This is a genomic window from Streptomyces fungicidicus, assembly GCF_003665435.1.
In the GTDB taxonomy this organism is placed as follows: domain Bacteria; phylum Actinomycetota; class Actinomycetes; order Streptomycetales; family Streptomycetaceae; genus Streptomyces; species Streptomyces fungicidicus.
Window position 1 is genome coordinate 3,277,240 of the sequence record NZ_CP023407.1, and the last position, 19,331, is coordinate 3,296,570.

20 protein-coding genes and 1 tRNA gene are annotated in these 19,331 nt (G+C 71.9%); 5 read left to right on the forward strand and 16 right to left on the reverse strand.

The window, feature by feature from the left end; translation table 11 throughout:
* Positions 1-32 precede the first annotated feature (32 nt).
* The 3 genes from pfkB to CNQ36_RS14715 all read right to left on the reverse strand — a co-directional run bounded on the left by pfkB (position 33) and on the right by CNQ36_RS14715 (position 3,455).
* The gene (gene pfkB, locus CNQ36_RS14705; protein WP_121546341.1) at positions 33-980 is read right to left on the reverse strand and encodes a 1-phosphofructokinase; all 948 of its coding nucleotides are present in this window, start codon (positions 978-980) and stop codon (positions 33-35) included.
* Complete coding sequence (locus CNQ36_RS14710; RefSeq protein ID WP_121546342.1) at positions 977-1,738, reverse strand: DeoR/GlpR family DNA-binding transcription regulator; 762 nt, start codon at positions 1,736-1,738, stop codon at positions 977-979. The genes pfkB and CNQ36_RS14710 overlap by 4 nt, the downstream gene beginning before the upstream one ends.
* Positions 1,739-1,940: 202 nt before the next feature.
* Positions 1,941-3,455, reverse strand: coding sequence for an MFS transporter (locus CNQ36_RS14715; protein WP_121546343.1), 1,515 nt, complete (start codon positions 3,453-3,455; stop codon positions 1,941-1,943).
* A gap of 63 nt (positions 3,456-3,518) precedes the next feature.
* Between CNQ36_RS14715 and CNQ36_RS14720 the strand changes: the two genes are divergently transcribed.
* Positions 3,519-4,493 (forward strand): helix-turn-helix transcriptional regulator, encoded by a 975-nt coding sequence (locus CNQ36_RS14720; protein WP_121546344.1) that lies wholly within the window; start codon positions 3,519-3,521, stop codon positions 4,491-4,493.
* A 264-nt stretch (positions 4,494-4,757) separates the two neighbouring features.
* Here CNQ36_RS14720 and CNQ36_RS14725 read toward each other — a convergent pair whose 3' ends face one another.
* Both CNQ36_RS14725 and CNQ36_RS14730 read right to left on the reverse strand, forming a co-directional pair.
* Positions 4,758-5,441 (reverse strand): TetR/AcrR family transcriptional regulator, encoded by a 684-nt coding sequence (locus CNQ36_RS14725; protein WP_121546345.1) that lies wholly within the window; start codon positions 5,439-5,441, stop codon positions 4,758-4,760.
* A 445-nt stretch (positions 5,442-5,886) separates the two neighbouring features.
* The gene (locus CNQ36_RS14730) at positions 5,887-6,885 is read right to left on the reverse strand and encodes a sigma-70 family RNA polymerase sigma factor (RefSeq protein ID WP_004930256.1); all 999 of its coding nucleotides are present in this window, start codon (positions 6,883-6,885) and stop codon (positions 5,887-5,889) included.
* A gap of 194 nt (positions 6,886-7,079) precedes the next feature.
* Between CNQ36_RS14730 and CNQ36_RS14735 the strand changes: the two genes are divergently transcribed.
* Positions 7,080-7,598 carry a GNAT family N-acetyltransferase gene (locus tag CNQ36_RS14735; protein WP_121546346.1) on the forward strand — a complete coding sequence of 173 codons (519 nt, stop codon included), beginning with the start codon at positions 7,080-7,082 and terminating at the stop codon, positions 7,596-7,598.
* 45 nt (positions 7,599-7,643) lie between these two features.
* On the opposite strand, the gene CNQ36_RS14740 is transcribed toward CNQ36_RS14735, so the two are convergent.
* Positions 7,644-8,405, reverse strand: a complete 762-nt coding sequence (locus CNQ36_RS14740; protein ID WP_004930252.1) for a dioxygenase family protein — start codon at positions 8,403-8,405, stop codon at positions 7,644-7,646.
* Between the two features lie 140 nt (positions 8,406-8,545).
* Here CNQ36_RS14740 and CNQ36_RS14745 point away from each other — a divergent pair, with 140 nt between their 5' ends.
* Positions 8,546-9,067 (forward strand): MarR family winged helix-turn-helix transcriptional regulator, encoded by a 522-nt coding sequence (locus CNQ36_RS14745; protein WP_004930250.1) that lies wholly within the window; start codon positions 8,546-8,548, stop codon positions 9,065-9,067.
* A 195-nt stretch (positions 9,068-9,262) separates the two neighbouring features.
* Here the strand turns inward: CNQ36_RS14745 and CNQ36_RS14750 are convergent, their stop codons facing one another.
* A complete protein-coding gene (locus CNQ36_RS14750) occupies positions 9,263-10,822 on the reverse strand; it encodes an MFS transporter (RefSeq protein WP_121546347.1) in 1,560 nt (519 codons plus the stop codon).
* Between the two features lie 127 nt (positions 10,823-10,949).
* A complete protein-coding gene (locus CNQ36_RS14755) occupies positions 10,950-11,591 on the reverse strand; it encodes a TetR/AcrR family transcriptional regulator (protein ID WP_121546348.1) in 642 nt (213 codons plus the stop codon).
* A 430-nt stretch (positions 11,592-12,021) separates the two neighbouring features.
* Here CNQ36_RS14755 and CNQ36_RS14760 point away from each other — a divergent pair, with 430 nt between their 5' ends.
* Together CNQ36_RS14760 and CNQ36_RS14765 are read left to right on the forward strand one after the other, a co-directional pair.
* Positions 12,022-13,302 carry a M6 family metalloprotease domain-containing protein gene (locus CNQ36_RS14760; protein WP_121546349.1) on the forward strand — a complete coding sequence of 427 codons (1,281 nt, stop codon included), beginning with the start codon at positions 12,022-12,024 and terminating at the stop codon, positions 13,300-13,302.
* A gap of 253 nt (positions 13,303-13,555) precedes the next feature.
* Positions 13,556-13,631: transfer RNA gene (locus CNQ36_RS14765), tRNA-Arg, on the forward strand.
* A gap of 68 nt (positions 13,632-13,699) precedes the next feature.
* On the opposite strand, the gene CNQ36_RS14770 is transcribed toward CNQ36_RS14765, so the two are convergent.
* From CNQ36_RS14770 to CNQ36_RS14805, 8 genes are all read right to left on the reverse strand, one after another.
* The gene (locus CNQ36_RS14770) at positions 13,700-14,851 is read right to left on the reverse strand and encodes a tyrosine-type recombinase/integrase (RefSeq protein WP_121546350.1); all 1,152 of its coding nucleotides are present in this window, start codon (positions 14,849-14,851) and stop codon (positions 13,700-13,702) included.
* Positions 14,851-15,033: a helix-turn-helix domain-containing protein gene (locus CNQ36_RS14775; RefSeq protein WP_121546351.1), complete on the reverse strand. Its 183-nt coding sequence runs from the start codon at positions 15,031-15,033 to the stop codon at positions 14,851-14,853. The genes CNQ36_RS14770 and CNQ36_RS14775 overlap by 1 nt, the downstream gene beginning before the upstream one ends.
* The gene (locus CNQ36_RS14780; RefSeq protein ID WP_121546352.1) at positions 15,026-16,372 is read right to left on the reverse strand and encodes a replication initiator; all 1,347 of its coding nucleotides are present in this window, start codon (positions 16,370-16,372) and stop codon (positions 15,026-15,028) included. Before CNQ36_RS14780 ends, CNQ36_RS14775 begins: the two co-directional genes overlap by 8 nt.
* Positions 16,373-16,480: 108 nt before the next feature.
* Positions 16,481-16,786, reverse strand: a complete 306-nt coding sequence (locus CNQ36_RS14785) for a SpdD-like protein (protein WP_121546353.1) — start codon at positions 16,784-16,786, stop codon at positions 16,481-16,483.
* Between the two features lie 19 nt (positions 16,787-16,805).
* The gene (locus CNQ36_RS14790) at positions 16,806-16,961 is read right to left on the reverse strand and encodes a hypothetical protein (protein WP_121546354.1); all 156 of its coding nucleotides are present in this window, start codon (positions 16,959-16,961) and stop codon (positions 16,806-16,808) included.
* A gap of 15 nt (positions 16,962-16,976) precedes the next feature.
* Complete coding sequence (locus CNQ36_RS14795) at positions 16,977-17,156, reverse strand: mobile element transfer protein (RefSeq protein WP_037930767.1); 180 nt, start codon at positions 17,154-17,156, stop codon at positions 16,977-16,979.
* Between the two features lie 16 nt (positions 17,157-17,172).
* Positions 17,173-17,871: a DUF2637 domain-containing protein gene (locus CNQ36_RS14800; RefSeq protein WP_121546355.1), complete on the reverse strand. Its 699-nt coding sequence runs from the start codon at positions 17,869-17,871 to the stop codon at positions 17,173-17,175.
* Between the two features lie 88 nt (positions 17,872-17,959).
* Positions 17,960-19,327, reverse strand: a complete 1,368-nt coding sequence (locus tag CNQ36_RS14805; protein ID WP_121546356.1) for an FtsK/SpoIIIE domain-containing protein — start codon at positions 19,325-19,327, stop codon at positions 17,960-17,962.
* Positions 19,328-19,331 lie beyond the last annotated feature (4 nt).

A 19,331-nucleotide genomic window follows, 5' to 3' on the forward strand; every position in this document is an offset into this window, starting at 1 on the left:
GGCGGGAAAGGGGACGGGGGGTGCGGGTGCTTTCATGACGCCGGCTCCCGCAGGGGGCGGTTCACCGGTACCTCGGTCGTGACCGTCACCGCCGAGTGCTTGAGGTCGGCGGGGCCGGGCATCACGCTGCCGGGGAGCTGGACGGCCGCCGCGCCGTGGGCCACGGCGGAGGCGAGCGCTCCGGGGCCCCGGCCGCCGGCGACGAGGAACCCGGCGAGCGAGGAGTCGCCGGCGCCGACGTTGCTGCGGACGGCGTCGGCCGGGGCGGTGCCGAACCAGGCGCCGTCGTCGTCGACGAGGAGCTGTCCGTCGGCGCCGAGGCTCGCGAGGACGGCGCGGGCGCCCGCCGCGCGCAGTTCCTCGGCGGCCTTCAGCGCGTCGCCCACGGTGGCCAGGGGCCGCCCCACGGCCTCGGCGAGTTCCTCGGCGTTCGGCTTCACCACGTCGGGCCGCTCGCGCAGGGCCGCCGGCAGCGCCGGTCCCGAGGTGTCGAGGGCGATGCGTGCGCCGGCGTCGTGCACCCGGGCGACCAGTTCGGCGTACCAGGAGGGGGCGAGGCCGCGCGGCAGGCTGCCGCAGCAGGCGATCCAGTCGGCGCCGGGCGCGAGCCGGCGCACGGTGTCCAGCAGCAGTTCCTGTTCGTCCGCCGTCAGCTGCGGACCCGGCGCGTTGATCTTCGTCAGTACGCCGTCCGTCTCGGCGAGCGCGATGTTGGAGCGGGTGGCGCCGGCGACCGGGACCGGGGCGACCTCGATGCCCTGCGCGTCGAGCAGGCCGGCGACGAGGGCGCCCGGCGCGCCGCCCAGGGGCAGCACGGCGACGGTGCGCCGGCCGGCCGCGGCGACGGCGCGTGAGACGTTGACCCCCTTGCCGCCGGGGTCGACGCGTTCGCCGGTGGCCCGGACGACCTCGCCGCGGTGCAGCGAGGGGACCTCGTAGGTGCGGTCCAGGGACGGGTTGGGGGTGACGGTGAGGATCATGCGCGTACTACTTCCGTGCCGCCGTGCTCGATCGCGGCGGCGTCCTGCGGGCTCAGCCCGGTGTCGGTGATCAGCAGGTCCACGTCGCCGAGGCCGCCGAAGCGGGCGAAGTGCTCCTGGCCGTGCTTGGAGGAGTCGGCGAGGAGCACCACGCGGCGGGCGGCGGCCATGGCGGCCCGTTTCACGGCGGCCTCGGCGAGGTCGGGGGTGGTCAGCCCGTGCTCGACGGAGAACCCGTTGGCGGCCACGAACAGGACGTCGGCGCGGATCTCGGCGTAGGCGCGCAGCGCCCAGGCGTCCACGGCGGCGCGTGTGCGGTGCCGTACGCGCCCTCCGACGAGGTGCAGCTGGATGCCGGGATGGTCGGCGAGACGGGCCGCGATGGGCAGGCTGTGGGTGACCACGGTGAGGGAGAGCTCCACCGGCAGGGCCCCGGCGAGACGCGCGGCCGTCGAGCCGGCGTCGACGATCACGGTGCCGTCGGCCGGGAGTTCGGCGAGGGCGGCCCTGGCGATGCGGTCCTTCTCGTCGGCGGCGGTGGTCTCCCGCTCGGCGAGGTCCGGCTCGAAGTCGAGGCGGCCGGCGGGGATGGCCCCGCCGTGCACCCTGCGGACCAGTCCGGCCCGGTCGAGGGCCTTCAGGTCCCGGCGGATGGTCTCGGCGGTCACCTGGAACTCCTCGGCCAGCGAGACGACGTCCACCCTGCCGCCGTCGCGGGCGAGCCGCAGGATCTCCTGCTGGCGTTCCGGTGCGTACATGCCCGCCTGCCTTCAAGTCCGTTCGTGCCCGAACATGTGGTTTCGTTCGGAGCGTACGTCCGATCGACGGCAAAGTAAACAGCAAAGCAGACACGTGCGGGCATGAACGGGCACGAACGGGCATCCCCGGGTGGCGTGCTCCGGCGCACGGGAAGGGCCCGGCACCCCCGTGGGTGCCGGGCCCTTCCTCACAGACGTTCGCTCAGGAGACGAGCTCCCGCTCCTTCTCCACCGCCGTCGGAGCGTCCCCCGTACCCTCCACGTGCTGCGCGGGCCGCCTGGGCAGCGCGAACATCAGCAGGAAGATCACGCCGAGCACCGCGGCGACCCAGCCCAGCGCGTGCCGGAAGCCCTCCGCGAAGGCCGGGCCCACCTCGGCGGCCGCGAGCGGCTCGTCGATCACGCCGAAGAACACCACCGACACCAGACCGAGCCCCAGCGCGTTGCCCATCTGCTGCACGGTGTTGATCAGCCCCGAGGCCGACCCGGCGTGCTCACGCGGCACCTCGGACAGCACCGCGTCCGTCAGCGGAGCCACGATCAGGCCCATGCCGGCGCCCATGACCACCAGCGGGAGCGCCATCTGCCAGGAGGTGATGCCGAGTCCGTACCGCTCCGCCTCCCACATGTAGAGCAGCACACCGGCGCCCATCAGCAGCGCGCCCGCCTGGAGCACCTTGCGCCCGTAGCGCGGGACCAGCAGTTGCACCGACATCCCGGCCGCCGCGGAGACCGCGACGGAGAACGGCACGCCGGTCAGCCCGGCCCGCAGCTCGCTCCAGCCGAGGCCGACCTGCATGTACAGCGTCCACACCAGGAAGAAGATGCCGAGGCCGACGCCGAACACCGTCTGCACGGCGATGCCCGCCGCGAAGCTCTTCACCCTGAACAGCGACAGCTCGATCAGCGGGGAGCCGTCCCGGGCGCCCTTGCCCCGCTCGTACGCCACCAGCGCCGCGAAGACCAGCAGCGACCCGGCCATCGACACGTACCCCCACACCGGCCAGCCCAGCTCGCGGCCGCGGGTGAGCGGGTAGAGCAGCATCAGCAGGCCCACCGTCACCAGCGCGGCGCCCACCAGGTCGAGCTTCAGGGCGCGCGGCGCCTTCGACTCGGTGATGAACCGGGCGCCGAGGACGAGTCCGGCGATGCCGACCGGCAGGTTGATCAGGAAGATCGGCCGCCATTCCAGGCCGAACAGGTTCCCTTCCGTCAGCAGCGCGCCGAGCAGCGGCCCGGAGACCGCGCCCAGGCCGACGATCGCGCCGAACAGCCCGAACACCTTGCCCCGCTCGTGCGGCGGGAAGGTCGCGTGCACGATCGACAGCACCTGCGGCACCATCAGCGCCGCCATGGCCCCCTGCAGGATGCGGGAGGCGACTAGCATCTCGGGGTTGACGGCGAAGCCGCACAGCGCGGAGGCGAGGGTGAAGCCGCCGATGCCGACGAGGAAGATCCGCTTGCGGCCGTGGATGTCGCCGAGCCGACCGCCGGTGACGAGACCGGCCGCGAAGGCCAGCGCGTAGCCCGCGGTGATCCACTGGATCTGGCTGAAGGTGGCGCCCTCGTTGCGCTGGATCGACGGGATCGCGATGTTGACGATCGTGACGTCGACGAGGTCCATGAAGGCCGCCGTCATCACGATCGCCAGCGCGAACCAGCGCCGGCGGTCGCCGGCCACGGGCTGCGCTGCTTGCGGGGTGTCGGTGAAGGTCATGTACCGCAACCTATGGCCCCAGTAGGTCGGATCGTGTCCTAGATCTGCGGCATCCTCGTTCCCATGACGACGGACACCCCGGCCCGGCTCCTCCAGCTGCTGTCCCTCCTGCAGACGCCCCGCGAATGGCCCGGCGGCGAGCTGGCCGACCGGCTCGGGGTGTCCCGGCGCACGGTCCGGCGGGACATCGACCGGCTGCGGGAGCTCGGCTATCCCGTGCGGGCGACGATGGGCGCGGACGGCGGCTACCGGCTGGTCGCCGGAAAGGCGATGCCGCCGCTGGTGCTGGACGACGAGGAGGCGGTGGCCATCGCGGTCGGGCTGCGGGCCGGCGCGGGGCACGCGCTGGAGGGCGTGGACGAGGCCTCGGTGCGGGCGCTGGCCAAGCTGGAGCAGGTGCTCCCCGGCAGGCTGCGCCACCGGGTCAGCACGCTCCAGGCCGCGACCACACCGCTGACCACCGGGGACGGGGCGACGATCGCCCCCGAGACGCTGACCGTCATGGCCTCCACGATCGCCGGGCACGAGCGGCTGCGGTTCGCCTACCGCGCGGCCGACGGCACCGGCTCCCGGCGGGTGACGGAACCGTACCGGCTGGTGTCGACGGGGCGGCGCTGGTACCTCGTCGCCTACGACCTCGACCGCGCCGACTGGCGCACCTTCCGCGTCGACCGGGTGAGCGAGCCCTTCGCGACGGGGGCGCGCTTCACCCCGCGCGAGCTGCCGACCGGGAACGCGGCGGAGTTCCTGCGCCGCTCCATGTACGGGGCCCGGGAGTCGTACGCGCTCGACGTCACCTTCGCCGCACCGGCCGACGTGATCGCCGCCCGTCTCCCGGTCCGGCTGGGCCCGCCCGAGCCGCTGGACGAGGGCAGCTGCCGGCTGCGCGCGACGGTGAGCGAGGCCAAGGACTGGATGGCGGTACGGCTGGCGATGCTGGGCCACGACTTCACGGTGCACGCGCCCGAGGAACTGGTCCGGGAGGTCCGGGAGCTGGGCGCACGCCTGAGCCGTGCGGCCGGGACCGAACCCACGTGAGATGACGCCCCGACCGACCACTGACCGCCGGCCAGGCCGACACTTCCCGGGGACAGCTCCCGTGGCGGGCCACCCGAAACCGGCCGCCCCTCACGCCAACTCCCCCAGGCCGGCCCCCATGACGCGCCGACCGGCCCCGGTCGCCGCCGGTCAGGCTGACTCACCCCCAGGGCAGCCTCCGTGGCGCGCCACCCGCCCCGAGCGCCCATCTCGCCGACTCCCCCCGAAAGCTCCCGTGGCGGGCCACCCGACCCCGCCCGCGCATCAAGCCGACGGCTCCCAGGGAAAGTCCCGTAGTGCCGCGAGGTTGGCGATCGCCAGGTCGGCCGGGCCCTGGGGGCCCTCGGAGGGGCCGTCGCCCGACGCCCAGCTCTCCATCGCCGTGCGGACGGCGGCGCTGGCGACGGCGGCGGTGAAGTCCAGCCGTGACCGCGCGGCAACGTTGTCGGCGCCGGTGGGGACTTGAGCCGCCGTCAGCCGTTCCGCCAGCACCTCGGCGAGCTGCCGCTCCGCCGCCCGGCACGCCTCCGCCCACACCCTGCGCAGCGCCGGGTCCGCCTCGGCCAGCCGGATCAGGGTGCGCGCCCAGCCGAAGGAGGCCTCCGACACCAAGCGGCCGGGCGTGAGCGTGTGACGGGCGGCGTCCTCGAGGACCCGCGGCAGGGGCCTCCCGGCGGGGGCGGCGCGCACCGCCTCCACCCAGCGCCGGGCGCCGTCGGCGTACAGCGGGCCGATGGCCTCTTCCTTGCTGGCGAAGTACCGGTAGAAGGTCCGCGGGGCGACGCCGGCCGCCTGGGCGATGTCCTCGGCGCGGGTGGCCCGCAGTCCCTGGCGGACGAAGAGACCGGCCGCCACACGGGCGATCTCCATACGGGTCTCGGCCTTGCGCCGTTCGGTCAGCGAGACCGCGGGAGGCGGAGGGGGCGGCGTCGGGGTGGTGCTGCTCACGCCCGGCAGGCTATGCCCATGTGGCACAATCTGCCATCTGGTGGGCCACCCCGGGGTTCAGGTTCGGGGTGGCCCGCTTGTGCTGTCGGCGGCATGGGGAAGCCGGGCCCGGCACCCGGGGGGAGGGCGCCGAACCCGGCTTGGGAAGTCCCGGCGCCGGGGGGGTGGTGCGTCGGGACGTGGCTCTGTGGATCCAGGGTCTCAGATTCCCGGAGTACGAACTCCTATGCCTGGCATTCTTGTTCCCTGGCCCCCAAGGGTTGAAGCGGCGGGGAACGGCCATGTTTTGCGCGGTCTTGCGCCACCCGGCGTACGCGCCCGTGAGCCGCCCGGGACCCGGCCGCTCCCCAGGTCCACCCGGCGGCCCCGGACGCCCTCCCCGGACCCGGCCGCCCCAACGGCCGAGTCCAGCAGCGGACTACGCGTCATCACGCCGTCCCCGGTCTCACGCCGCCGCGTCGAACCCGGTGTCGCGGGCCAGCTTCTTCAGCTCCAGCAGCGCGTGCTTCTCGATCTGGCGGATGCGCTCGCGGGTCAGACCGTGCTCCTTGCCGACCTCAGTCAGCGTGCGCTCGCGGCCGTCCTCGATGCCGTACCGCATCTTGATGATGGAGGCCGTGCGCTGGTCGAGGCGGCCGATCAGGTCGTCCAGCTCCTCGCTGCGCAGCAGCGTCAGCACCGACTGCTCGGGCGACACCGCGGAGGTGTCCTCCAGCAGATCGCCGAACTGGGTCTCGCCCTCGTCGTCCACCGACATGTTCAGCGACACCGGGTCACGGGCCCAGTCGAGCACGTCGACGACGCGCTCCGGCGTGGAACCGAGCTCGGCGGCGACCTCCGCGGGCTCCGGCTCCCGGCCGTGCTCGCGGTTGAACTCGCGCTGCACGCGCCGTATCCGGCCCAGCTCCTCCACCAGGTGGACGGGGAGGCGGATGGTGCGCGACTGGTCGGCGATCGACCGCGTGATGGCCTGACGGATCCACCAGGTCGCGTACGTGGAGAACTTGAAGCCCTTGCGGTAGTCGAACTTCTCGACCGCGCGCACCAGACCGGCGTTGCCCTCCTGGATCAGGTCGAGCAGCGGCAGACCGCTCCTCGGGTACCGGCGGGCCACGGCGACGACCAGGCGCAGGTTGGAGCGGATGAAGACGTCCTTGGCCCGCTCACTGGCGTCGTAGAGGGCCTGGAGCTCCTCGGTGGTGGCCCCGGCCTTGTTCTCCTCGGTGCCGTCGAGGATCTGCCGCGCGAACACGCCCGCCTCGATGATCTGCGAGAGCTCGACCTCCTTGGCGGCGTCGAGCAGCGGTGTGCGCGCGATCTCGTCCAAGTACATGCCGACCAGGTCGCGGTCGGCGATCTCGCCGCCATGGGCGCGGACACTGCGTGCCGAGTCGGCCGTCTCGCCTGTGGCGGACTGACGACGGGCGACGGCGCGGGTTGCCATGCGTGCTCCCTTGCGATGATGAGGTCGGCAGGTGGTCCTGTGGACGCCCGACACGCCTCTCAGGTCCCTCCGGACTCTGGTCGAGTGCCCTGCATCCGATGGAAACAACGACTGGAATCCGGACAGAATTCCCAACCCGCCCCCCGAATTTTCTGATCATGCAGTACCCTGTCCGACCACGTGGGGGAGGCGCGATGCCGTCGGAACACGAAGAGGTCCAGGTCAGGCCGGGCGAGGAGGGTGATCTGAGGGCCCTCACCGACCTGTACAACCACTACGTCCGTGAGACGGCGATCACATTCGACACGGCGACTTTCACCCCGGAGGAGCGCCGGCCCTGGCTGCTCTCCCACCCTGTAGACGGCCCGTACCGCCTGATGGTTGCCACGGACACCGGTTCACGGCGGATTCTGGGGTACGCCACCTCCAGCCCCTTCCGGCCCAAGCCCGCCTACGCGACCTCGGTGGAGACGACGGTGTACGTCGCCCCGGACGCCGGCCGGCGCGGCGTCGGCACCCTTCTCTACAAGACCCTCTTCGAGGCCCTGGCGGGCCAGGACCTGCACCGCGCCTATGCCGGCGTCGCCCAGCCGAACGACGCCTCGACGCGGCTGCACGAGCGCTTCGGCTTCCGGCACGTCGGCACGTACCGGGAGGTGGGCCGCAAGTTCGGCCGCTGGTGGGACGTGGCCTGGTACGAGAAGGAGCTGTAGCCCCGCCCGGCTCGCACGGCCCACCCGGCCCGCCGGCCGGCGGGCTCAGCCGAACTGCACCGAGCGCTTGGCCAGCCCCATCCAGAACCCGTCGATCACGGACTTCTGTTCCCCGAGCTCCCCCGCGGCGTCCGCGGCGCCCATGGTCACGAAGAGCGGGGCGAAGTGCTCGGTGCGCGGGTGGGCGAGCAGGCCCGCCGGGGACTTGCGGGTGAAGTCCAGCAGCGCGTCCACGTCCCGCGCCTCCAGAGCCTCCCGGCCCCAGGCGTCGAACTCCGTCGACCAGGCGGGGATGCCGCCCTGGCGCAGCGCGGCCAGGTTGTGGGTGAAGAACCCGGAGCCGATGATCAGCACGCCCTCGTCACGCAGCGGCGCGAGCCTGCGGCCGATCTCCATCAGCTTCACCGGGTCCAGCGTCGGCATGGAGACCTGGAGCACCGGGATGTCGGCGCCGGGGAACATCTCGACCAGCGGGACGTAGGCGCCGTGGTCCAGGCCCCGGTCGGGGACGTCCTGCACGGGCATGCCGGGGGCGCGCAGCAGCTTGCGCACCGACTCGGCGAGCGCGGGGGCGCCGGGGGCTCCGTACTTGACCTGGTAGTAGTGCGCGGGGAAGCCCCAGAAGTCGTAGACGAGGGGCACGGTCTCGGTGGCGCCGAGGGCGAGCGGGGCCTCCTCCCAGTGGGCGGAGACGACGAGGATCGCCTTCGGGCGGGGCAGCCCGGCCGACCACGCGGCCAGCTCGCCGGGCCAGACCGGGTCGTCGGCCAGCGGCGGCGCTCCGTGGCTGAGGTAGAGAGCGGGCATGCGGTCCTGGGTGGCGGCGGTCATGACAGCGGCTCCCTTCACGGGCGGTGTCGTGCTTATTACTTGAACTCTCAATTGACACAACCGACTGTACGCCGAACTTGTTTAACATTCAAGGAGAGCGGCCGTACAGTGGAGGCATGAACACGGCACCCGCAGCATCGGCGGCATCCGCCGAGGAACCCCGCTGGCTCACCGACGAGGAGCAGCGCGTCTGGCGCTCGTACATCGAGGCCGCCACCCTCCTGGAAGACCACCTCGACCGTCAGCTCCAGCGCGACGCGGGCATGCCGCACGTCTACTACGGCCTGCTGGTGAAACTCGCCGAGGCCCCGGACAACCGGCTGCGGATGACCGAGCTGGCGATGTCCGCGAAGATCACCCGCTCCCGGCTCTCGCACGCCGTGGCCCGCCTGGAGAAGAGCGGCTGGGTGCGTCGTGAGGACTGTCCCTCCGACAAGCGCGGCCAGTTCGCCGTCCTGACCGACGAGGGTGAGCAGTGGCTGCGCCGGCACGCGCCCGGCCATGTGGACGCCGTGCGCCAGGCGGTCTTCGACCGGCTGACCCCCCAGCAGCAGAAGGCCCTCGGCGAGATCATGCGGATCATCGCCGAGGGACTGCAGCCGAGCGGAGCGGGCGCGGACCTGCCCTGGCTCCGCTGACGTCGACGCGGCGCGGGGCCGCGGCACCGGCACCGTAGACGGCGGCCCGCCCCAGAGGTGGAAACGGACCTGCCCCGGCCCGCCGACGAGGCGGGGCCGGGGCAGGTCCGGGGAGCCGTACGGGCGAGGCGTCCCCTCCTCGCCCGTACGGATGGCCTTCCGAAGCGGTGAGGGAGAGTGGTGTGCGGCCGTCCGTCAGTGCGCGACGACCGGCACCGCCAGCTCCTCCCCGGCGTTCTCGGCGTCCCGGCCGGCGGACCCGGCGACCGCGGTGCCGCCCGGCCGGCCCGCGTTGATCAGGGTCAGGGCGATGACCGCGGCCAGCACCAGGATCCCGACGGCGAACCAGATCGCGCTCGTGTACCCCTGCACCTGTCCCTGGAGCTGCACCAGCTGCTGCTGGGACCGGCTCGCGGCGCCGCCGATGTGGTCGGTGATGTAGGACGTGGTGGCGGAGGCGGCGATGGTGTTCAGCAGGGCCGTACCGATGGCGCCGCCCACCTGCTGCGAGGTGTTGACCATCGCCGAGGCGACACCGGAGTCACGCGGCTCGACGCCCAGCGTGGCCAGCGACATGGCCGGCATGAACGCCGTGCCCATGCCGAGGCCGAGCAGCAGCATGCCGGGCAGCAGGACGGCCGCGTACGAGGAGTCGATCTCCATCTGGGTCAGGAAGAGCATGCCGACCGCGGCGACCAGGAAGCCGGGGCCCATCAGCAGCCGGGGCGCGACCCGGGTCATCAGCCGGGTGCCGATCTGCGTCGAACCCGTGATCATGCCCGCGACCATCGGCAGGAAGGCGAAGCCGGTCCTGACCGGCGTGTACCCCTTCACGACCTGCAGGTAGTACGTCAGGAAGAGGAACAGGCCGAACATCGCGATGATCGCCAGACCCAGCGACAGGTACACCCCGCCGCGGTTGCGCTCGGTGATCACGCGCAGCGGCAGCAGCGGCGCCTTGACCCTGGCCTCGACCGCCACGAACGCGGCGAGCAGCACGGCGGACGCGACGAACATGGCGACCGTGACGGAGTCGCTCCAGCCCTCGGACTCCGCGCGGGTGAAGCCGTAGACCAGCGCGACCAGGCCCAGGGTGGACAGCACCACGCCAGGGATGTCGAGCGGCGAGCGGTTGCGGCCGCCACCCGGCTCCCGGATGACGAAGTACGCGCCGGCCGCGGCGACGACGGCGAACGGGATGTTCACGAAGAACGTCCAGCGCCAGTTCAGGTACTCGGTGAGGAATCCGCCGAGGATCAGGCCCACGGCGCCACCGCCACCGGCGATCGCACCGTAGATGCCGAACGCCTTGGCGCGCTCCTTGCCGTCGGTGAACATCACCGCCAGCAGGGACAGCGCGGCGGGCGCGAGCAGCGCGCCGAACACGCCCTGCAGCGCGCGGGCGCCGAACATCATGGCCTCGTTGGTGGCCGCGCCGCCGAGCGCCGAGGCCAGCGCGAAGCCGCCGAGACCGAGCACGAAGGCCCGCTTGCGGCCCCACAGGTCGGCGATCCGGCCGCCGAACAGCAGCAGTCCGCCGAAGGCGAGGGCGTAGGCGGTGACCACCCACTGGCGGTTGCCGTCCGAGATGCCCAGGTCCGTCTGGGCGGAGGGCAGGGCGATGTTCACGATGGTGGCGTCCAGGACGACCATCAGCTGGGCGAGCGCGATGAAGACGAGCGCTTTCCAGCGGTTGGCGTCCGGGGCGCTCCGCGCACTCAAGGCCTTTCCGGCCGCTGAGGCTGTTTCAGACATGGGGGTACCCACTTCGGAAGTTCGTGACGGAAATTGTGATGAATAAAGAGAAAAAACGGTGTCGTCAGGGAACGGCTCGCCCTAGGGACGGCCGCTGGAACGGGATGGTGCTCGCGTCAGAGATCGCTCAGCAGCGCAGATCCTCCACGGTCACGGCCGTACCCGGCAGGACGGCAGGGGACGGAGCCCGCATCCCGTCCAGGAACAGCTGCAGAAGGCGGTGGAGGAAACGGTCGGCGTTGCCGCAGCCGGTACCGGCCGGGGGCCGGCTCAGCTGGGCGACGCCCACCATCAGATCGCCGTACTCCACGTCGGCACGGAGCTGACCGGCCGCCTTGGCGCGGTCCATCAGCTGTGCGACGAGGCTCTCGGCGCGCCGGCGCGCGTCCTCCAGGTCGGGGTGGTGCTGGTCGAAGGTGCTGGAGACCATCGGGCACAGCGCGCTGATCCGCTCGTCGGCGGCCGTGTGCGCGAAGCGCTCGAGTGCCTCGAAGGCGTCCCCCGTCTCACTGAGCGCCTGCTCGGCCGCCCGCACCGTACGGTCCATCACGGAGCAGACGACCTCGCGAACCAGCGCGTCGCGGTCGGGGAAGTTGCGGTACACCGTCGCATTGCCGACACCCGCCCGGCGGGCGACCTCGTCGAGCGGCACATCGGGCCCGAACTCGACGAACATCTCCCGGGCCGCGGTGACGATCCGCTCCCGGTTACGCAGGGCGTCGGCGCGGGGCCGGGGCGCCTTGCGCGGTACGGGGGTGGCGGTCTGCACGGTGCACTCCTCGCGTCGTCGTTTCGTGGTTCCTGTGAGTCCTGTGCCGTGCAGGTGATCCGGGGAAGGAGTCCCCGTTTCGCACGGACACAGGTCTAAACGGGGAAACGATCCCCGGTTATTTCCCGCTCCCGAACTCTTTTCATGTGACCCACCCCACACCTTGGTCGGGCGAGGGGCTCACGTCTCCCTCGGGTGAGGGGCTCACGTCTCTCTCGGGTAGGGGCCTCACGTCTCCCTCAGGCGAGGGCCCCACATCTCCCGCCGGACGAGGGCCCCACATCTCCCCTCGGACGAGGGCCCCACGCATTCCTCCCGCGAGGGCCCACGATCGGCCCTCCCAGCGAGCGCCGCCACACCCCGCGGCGGAGGGTGATCGAGAGGGTGCAGTCGGAGACCGGCGGCTGCCGTGTGGAGCGGAGGTCCCCGCATGCAGCCGCAGCCGCGCCGACGCCGGATATCCCCGCGCCGACTGGCCGCACTGGCATCCGTGGCCGCCCTGACCCTCGCGGTCTGCACCTCCGCCGGGAACGGCCACCTCTCCCCCGGCACCTCCACCGCCGGCGCCGGCCCCAGCGCCCTGTCCCGCACCTCCGCGCACGGCCCCTGCATGATCACCGGCGACGGCGAGGTCCAGATGTCCGAGGGCATCCCCACGACGCCCGGCTACACCCGCTCCACCGGCACGGTCCGCGCCCTCACCCTGATGATCGACTTCTCGGACGCCCCCGGCGACGGCGACGCCCTCGACCGCTACCGGGAGTTCTTCCCCCAGACCCGCGAGTGGTTCACCACCAGCTCCTACGGGCGCCTCGACTACCGCCCCGAACTCCCCGTCCCCGACTGGCTCCGCATGCCCAAGTCCTTCCGCGCGTACGGCATAGAGCGCGGCGCCCCCTTCGACCCCGGCTACCGCGAACTGGTCCACGACATCGTGGCCGAGGCAGATCCCGACGTGGACTTCCAGTCGTACGACCTGCTGAACATCCTGGTGACTCCCAACGCGGGCCCGGCCGCCCTCGACACCGTCCTCTCCGTCACCTTCGCCGGCAACAAGGAGGCCCCGAGCGCGGACGGCGTAGCCGTGGCCAACGCGTCCTTCGTCTACTCCCGCCAGGACGACGGCTCCGGCTCCTACGACCGCACCGGCTACCGCGTCCTGCCGCACGAGAACGGCCACGTCTTCGGCCTGCCCGACCTCTACACCGCCGAGGGCGGCGGCGCGGTCGGCCACTGGGACATCATGAGCGAGGACTGGGGCGCCAACAACGACCTCCTCGCCTGGCACAAGTGGAAACTGGGCTGGCTGGACGCGTCCCAGGTCGGCTGTGCCACCGGCAAGGGCACGAGGGAGTACCCCCTCACGCCCCTCGCCCGGGCCGGCGGCCCCAAACTCGTCTTCATCCCCCTGAACGCCCACTCCGGCTACGCCGTCGAACTGCGCACCCGCGCCGGCAACGACGAGGCGGTGTGCCGCCCCGGCGTCCTCATCTACCGCGTCGACGCCGACGTCGACACCGGCATGGGCCCGATCACCGTCTACGACTCCACCCGCGACAGCGGCGGCTGCACCCGCGCCCCCAACGTCCACGCGGAACTCTCCGACGCCACCTTCACCCCCGGCCAGAGCTTCGTCGACCGCCGCAAGGGCATCCGCGTCAAGGTCCTCCCGACCCACCGCGTCGAAGTCACCCGAACCTCCCAGGGCTGACGCCCGCGCCCACCCGTACCGGGTCTGCGTCCCCGCTGCCGCAGGTCACCCCCTCACGGCGGCACCGCCCCACACTCCTCACCACCACTCCGCCCCTATCCGCTACGCTGTTCACGTCAGCGGCCAGGTCGCGCGACGTGTCCGCCCGGGATTCCGGAGCAGCCACGAGCAGACCCCCACTGACCAGCGGGCTTGTACACCTGGGCCGAAGATCCACCCGATGGACCTTCACCAAGGCCTCCCACAAGCCCCCGCCTTCGTAGCTCAGGGGATAGAGCACCGCTCTCCTAAAGCGGGTGTCGCAGGTTCGAATCCTGCCGGGGGCACCAGCGCAAAGGCCCCGGACCGATCATGGTCCGGGGCCTTTGACATCCACTTCTGACATCAACGAGGGCGGTCACTGACGACCGGGACGCCTCCGCAGCAGCCGATCCATGTGGCTCATGGCCTCGCGCTGGGTGTCCTGCACGACGTGCGTGTACACGTCCATGGTGATGCTGATCTGCGAGTGGCCCAGGATCTCCATCACGACACGGGGTGCGACCCCGGCCGCCGTGAGAAGTGTGGCCGTGCCGTGCCGGGCATCGTGCAGGCGGATCACGCGGAGGCCGGCGGACTGGGCGACGCGGGTGAAGGAGCGGTAGAGGTTCCGCGGCTCGACCGGGCGACCGGTGCGGGTGGTGAAGACGTAGGCGGACTCCTGCCAGGTCTCCCCCGCTTTCGCACGAGCCGCCGCCTGCCGCATGCGGTGCCAGCGCAGGGGCGCGATGCAGAGCGCGGGCAGCGGGATAGCACGGCGACGACGGCTCTTGGGATCGTCGTCGTACAGGACGCCACGGCGACGCTGCATCTGCTGGCGGACGTACAGGACGCGGCCGTCGAGGTCGACGTCCGACCAGCGCAGCCCGACGATTTCTCCCCGCCGAAGGCCCATGGCGATGGCCAGCACAAAGGCCGCATAGAGAGGGTCTTCACGCGAGGCTGCCAGGAAGTCGAGCGTCTCGTCCAGGGTCCAGGGCTTCAACTCACGGTTGTCGGTACGAGGAGGTTCGACAAGCTTGGCGACGTTACGCGTGATCATTTCCTCGCGGCAGGCGGAGGACAGCGCCGACCGCAGCACACGGTGTGCCTCCTTGGCCGTCGCCGCCGTGGTCTTCTCCTCCAGGCGGACGAGGAAGCGGCGTACGTCGGCGACGCCGAGGGATTCGAGCCGCTTGGCGCCGAGGAGCGGCACCAGGTAGAGCCGAACGTGCGCTTCGTACTTGTCGTACGTGCTGAGCTTGCGCCGGGGCTTGATGACGTTGTCCAGCCAGTACGGCAGCCACTCTGCGAGCCTGGCCGACCGGGTCGGCACGGGCACGCCCTGGTCGACCTTGTCGAGCAGTTCCCGACGCTTGGCGTCGCACTCGGCCCAGGTCTTGCCGTACGCGAACTTGCGGGCGCGGGTGCCGTCCGGCTGGAGGACGTACACCGCGCACTGGAAACGGCCGTCCTTGCGCTTGGTGATGGTGCCGGCGCCGTTGGGGTTCCGCTTGCGTTGCTGGGCCATCAGGCCGCCGCCTCCAGTTCGTTGGTGATGTACTCGCGGACGGCCCGCGCCGGAATGCGGCGGCACCGGCCGATGGTGATCGAGGGCATGCGACGGGACCGGATCAGGTCGTAGACCGTGGAGCGACCGACCTTCAGCCGTGCCATCACCTCGGGCACCGTCAGCAGCTCGTCATCACGCATGGGTCGGTTCTCCTTCCGTACCGGGAGAGGGTTGGCGAGAGGCGGCGAGCCAGGTCTCTGCGGCGGTCAGTCCCGTGCCGGCGAAGCGCCAGTGCGAGAGGACGAGGACGGTGTCCGGGTCGGGCAGCGGGTGACCGGCTTCGGCTGCGCGTTCGCGGGTGAGAGCTTCGTTGTGGTCGGCGCGTTCCTGGCGGAGGGCGCCGAGGGTGACGGAGTAGGCGCGGGACTTGGTGGAGAAGTGGCCGCGGAAGCCGAGCATGTGGGCCCACTTGCGCAAGCGCAGGTCTTCGAGTTCGGGCAGCGCGCCGAGGTGCCAGCAGGTGAGGATCATGCGTCGGGCGTGGTCGGTGACGCCGGAGCCGATCAGGTCGGTAATCGGGTTGCGGATGGGCCGGTCGAGGGTGCCCGCGGTCTCGGCTCCCTTGGTGGCGTACTTGGCGATGTAGGCGGCCACGGCGCGGCTGGACAGTTCCGAGCTGCCTGCGAAGTCGGCCGAGCGGATGGGGCGGGTGTCGAGCTGGTCGCCGAAGCGGAAGGTGTACGCGCGTCCGTCGAGGACCGGGCCGGGAGTCTCGGCGAGCCGGGCCGCTGAGCGGATCGCGTCGGTGAGGAGTTCGGTCGTGGCCCAGGCCGGCGGGGCGTCCTCGGCGCCGTCCGGGCCGTCGAGGCGGATGACGGCGTGGAAGTGGACGGCGCCGCGCCGCTGGTACTCGGCGACCTTGGCGTAGGAGACCTTGAGGCAGTGACGCAGCGCCGAACGGCTGAGGCCCGCGCGGGAGGCGAGGTGCTGGCGCAGGTAGGTGGTGAAGCGGCCCCAGAGCTTCCCCGCGTGAGCGTTCCATAGGACGGCCGCGCGGTAGTCGTATCGGTCCGGGTCCAGGGGCGTGCCGAGGGCGGGGTCGTCGTCCGGGTGGAGGCGTCCGCAGCGGCACCGGCCGCCGCCTGGGCGGTTGTGGACGGGGCCGAAGGACGGGGCGGTGAAGGTGGCGAAGACGCGCGGGTGTTGGGCGACCGACGGCCCGATGCCCTTGCCGCCGCTCAGGCCGGCCGTGACGAGGTGGAAGGTGTCTTTGCGGTACACCTCGGCGCAGGTGGCGCACCGGGTGGCCCGGCGGTTGTTGCAGCGGATGAGGAGTTGTCCGGCCGGAAGGTCGCGGTCGACGACGTCACGAACGATCTCTCCCGTGGCGGCGTGGACGTCGAGCCGGTGGCCCTCCATCCGTACGGGCCGCTCGCAGCCGCCGAGGCGCTGGATCTGTCGGGCGTAGGCGCTGAGGTCACCGTGCCGGGCGAGGGATGCCAGTTGGCGGATGGCTCCGGCCGGAGCCGTGGAGTGCATGTGCGGTTTCCTCCTGGCAGAGAGGTCGAGGATCGGAAGCTGGCCACACCCGGCCTGTCGAGGGGGCTAGACAGTGCAGGCAAGCCGGTCGGGCGGGACGCGACGAAGTCAGCGGCGATGCAGAAGAGAGCGGAGGACGACGGCGCACACGGCCACGGACGCAGCCGTGATGGCGACGGCAAGGAGCATGGAGACCAGGACCGCGCCGACGACCAGGACCACGGCGGTACCGCCGCCGACGAGGGCGAGCGCGGTGCCAGGGGTCAGCTGGACAGCCGGGCGTGACGGCGCGGCGGGCACGGGGGCCGGCGGCGGGGTCGAGGCGGCAGGGGTGACGGTGGTCGGCTCGACGACGGCGGGCGGGGCAACCGGGCCGGTCGGCTGGGGCATGGGCGGGATCTTCGGCTGGAACACGAGCGGTCTCCCTTCGCGGTTACTTGACGGTGGAGTCGATGACGGGGGCCAGCACGCTGTCAGCGAGGAGGTAGCCGCCCAGGAGCAGTGCGGCGATCAGCCACCAGGGCGGGCGGATGAGCTTGACGCCGAGGACCCCGACGACGAGCAGGGCGAGCCAGAGCGGAACGTCCATGGCGGTGGTCTCCTGTCAGGCCGAGCAGCGGTGGGTACGGGCGGCGAGTTCGGCGGCGGCGCGGCTGTCGTACTCGGCGGAGAAGTCGCAGCGGGGCGCGGTGCAGGCCGCCAGGTGGCGGTTACGGCCGCGGTCGATGTACGAGGCGACGTTGACCGGGCCGATGCGGCGGACGTTGCGGAAGCGCGGGTTCATTGGTGGTGCTCCTCTCTCAGAGGTGAGCGGCGACTGATGCGGTCATGGACGGAGGCAAGCCGAGCCGGGCACGTACGGCGTCGGGATCAGCGGGGCGGCCGGTGGTCGAGCGGTGTTCGTCGGCAAGGGCCCGGACCCGGTCGACGAGGGCGGGCGGAAGGGCCACAGCGGGGACAGACACCGGAGCGGGAGCGGCTACCGGTTCGGCGGGATCTGGATCGGTGAGCGGCGCAGGGAGCGCATCCCGGTCGGTCACCTCAGCGGCGGTCGGCGGGGCCGGGTGCGGCTCCGGTTCCGCGTTTGTGGTCAATGCGGTTGGCTCCCCCGCCCCTTCGCGAACGTGGGGTGCGTGGGCCAGGAGAGTTCCGCCGAAGAAGGCGACGGCGGGCCAACCCGCAACCGTGACGCGGAGCCAGGCCGGCACGTCGTCCAGGTCGAGGAGTCCGGCCGTGGCGACGTTGGCGCCAAGGGAGGCGGCCAGGGCGATCAGGAACCACAGCCGCGGACCACCGGCCGCCTGTCCCGCTTGCTGCGACTGACGCATCCGGCGCCAGGCGGCGACCAGGAGCAGGTCGACACTCACGGGGTAGGCCCATGCCTTCCAGCCGCTCTGTCCGGCCGCCGCAGCGAGGTCGTGCAGGTGGGAGAAGGACAGGGCACCGGCGATGACGGCCTGAACGATCACGGCGTCCACGCGAGCCAGGTGAGCACGCATCGGCTCGGTCTCCTTCCGGTTTCGGGCATGGGAGGGGTAGGGACAAGGCGCGAGGCGGTCACGCCGACCGTGGGAGAGGGGAGCGCGCCTACTCGGTCACCGGGCCGGCGACTGGAGCCGTAGCCGAGGGCGAGGGAGCCTTGGCCGCCTTGATGGCGACGACGGGCCGGAAGGATTCGAGCCGGGGCAGTTTCGGCACCAGGGCGGCGGTGTCACGGCAGACGGCCGCAGCGTCGTCGAGGGTCAGGTGCGGTGAGCGGACGCGGGACCAGCCGCCGGAGGAGTCACCGACGACGGCGACGCCGGGCCGCTCGGCCGGGATCGAGGTCGCTGCCAGGGCCGCTTCGGGGGAAACGTCGGCCAGCGCCATATTGGCCGAGGACTCGTCGTTGACGCGGTGGCAGATCCGGCCGGTCAACTGAGCACGGAGCATCGTTGCCCCCTTGCCGAGTTCGGAGCCGAAGCGCTGGCCGCACACCTCCAGGTAGATGCCGGCCGCGCGGCCGAGCTGGGCGAGGCGGATGAGCTTGGTGACCATGGCGTCCCGCCGCTTCTCGTCGTCCTTGCTCGCGGCGAGGAAGAGTTCTGCCACTTCGTCGACGACGACCACGACCGGCACCGGCCGTACGGCTTCCGGCAGCCCCCACACATCCGAGGTGAGCACGGAGTCCGGACCGGCCACGCTCGAGAGCCCGATCAGGCGGAACCGCGCCTCCATCTCCTCCAGCAGGACATCGAGGAGATCGTTGGCCCGGTCCGGCTGGTCGGCGAGGGCGGACAACCGCGGTGCGAACGGCGCCAGTTCGACACCCCACTTGCAGTCGATACCGACGAGCACGACCCGTTGCCGGGCCAGGCCGCACAGCAGGTTGCGCAGATAGACGGACTTGCCGGACTGTGTGGCTCCGAGAATGAGTTCGTGCGGCACGGTGCGGAAGTCCCGGACGTGCCATGCCCCGTCCTCCCGCAGCGCGAGAGGCAGGCGAAGCGGGCCGTCCGTCTGTCGACGCCGGGCGGGACGGACCTCGGCGAGTACGTCCCAGCCGACCAGGCGCAGTTCGAGGCGTCCCGGCTTGGTGGAGCGGACGTGCACGGCATGAGCGCCCCAGGCGTGCCGCAGCCGGTCGGCCGAGGCGGTGAAGTCCTCGGGCGCCTGCCCGGCCGCCAGACGCAGCCTCATCACGAGACCGGATCCGGTCGGCCACGGCAGCGAGTGACGCGGCGGTACGGGAGCCGCCTGCCACCCCACCACCCTGGCCGTGGCCCGGCGCACCGCCGAGGCCGGGACCGTCAGGCCGCACGCATCCATCGTCGCCCGGTACGAGGTGAGCACCCGCAGCGCGACGGCCGGGTACCCGACGAGCCACCAAAACAGGACCGGTAGCCGACGGCGAAGTACGAGTAGCGCGGCCACGACCAGCAGGACCGGTAACAGCACGCGGACGATGTCAGCCATGGCC

Excerpts from the sequence above, each read along its gene's own strand:
- pfkB (WP_121546341.1), bottom strand. The coding sequence starts at position 980 with ATGATCCTCACCGTCACCCCCAACCCGTCCCTGGACCGCACCTACGAG.
- CNQ36_RS14710 (WP_121546342.1), bottom strand. The coding sequence starts at position 1,738 with ATGTACGCACCGGAACGCCAGCAGGAGATCCTGCGGCTCGCCCGCGAC.
- CNQ36_RS14715 (WP_121546343.1), bottom strand. The coding sequence starts at position 3,455 with ATGACCTTCACCGACACCCCGCAAGCAGCGCAGCCCGTGGCCGGCGAC.
- CNQ36_RS14720 (WP_121546344.1), top strand. The coding sequence starts at position 3,519 with ATGACGACGGACACCCCGGCCCGGCTCCTCCAGCTGCTGTCCCTCCTG.
- CNQ36_RS14730 (WP_004930256.1), bottom strand. The coding sequence starts at position 6,885 with ATGGCAACCCGCGCCGTCGCCCGTCGTCAGTCCGCCACAGGCGAGACG.
- CNQ36_RS14735 (WP_121546346.1), top strand. The coding sequence starts at position 7,080 with ATGCCGTCGGAACACGAAGAGGTCCAGGTCAGGCCGGGCGAGGAGGGT.
- CNQ36_RS14740 (WP_004930252.1), bottom strand. The coding sequence starts at position 8,405 with ATGCCCGCTCTCTACCTCAGCCACGGAGCGCCGCCGCTGGCCGACGAC.
- CNQ36_RS14745 (WP_004930250.1), top strand. The coding sequence starts at position 8,546 with ATGAACACGGCACCCGCAGCATCGGCGGCATCCGCCGAGGAACCCCGC.
- CNQ36_RS14750 (WP_121546347.1), bottom strand. The coding sequence starts at position 10,822 with ATGTCTGAAACAGCCTCAGCGGCCGGAAAGGCCTTGAGTGCGCGGAGC.
- CNQ36_RS14760 (WP_121546349.1), top strand. The coding sequence starts at position 12,022 with ATGCAGCCGCAGCCGCGCCGACGCCGGATATCCCCGCGCCGACTGGCC.
- CNQ36_RS14770 (WP_121546350.1), bottom strand. The coding sequence starts at position 14,851 with ATGGCCCAGCAACGCAAGCGGAACCCCAACGGCGCCGGCACCATCACC.
- CNQ36_RS14775 (WP_121546351.1), bottom strand. The coding sequence starts at position 15,033 with ATGCGTGATGACGAGCTGCTGACGGTGCCCGAGGTGATGGCACGGCTG.
- CNQ36_RS14780 (WP_121546352.1), bottom strand. The coding sequence starts at position 16,372 with ATGCACTCCACGGCTCCGGCCGGAGCCATCCGCCAACTGGCATCCCTC.
- CNQ36_RS14790 (WP_121546354.1), bottom strand. The coding sequence starts at position 16,961 with ATGGACGTTCCGCTCTGGCTCGCCCTGCTCGTCGTCGGGGTCCTCGGC.
- CNQ36_RS14795 (WP_037930767.1), bottom strand. The coding sequence starts at position 17,156 with ATGAACCCGCGCTTCCGCAACGTCCGCCGCATCGGCCCGGTCAACGTC.
- CNQ36_RS14800 (WP_121546355.1), bottom strand. The coding sequence starts at position 17,871 with ATGCGTGCTCACCTGGCTCGCGTGGACGCCGTGATCGTTCAGGCCGTC.
- CNQ36_RS14805 (WP_121546356.1), bottom strand. The coding sequence starts at position 19,327 with ATGGCTGACATCGTCCGCGTGCTGTTACCGGTCCTGCTGGTCGTGGCC.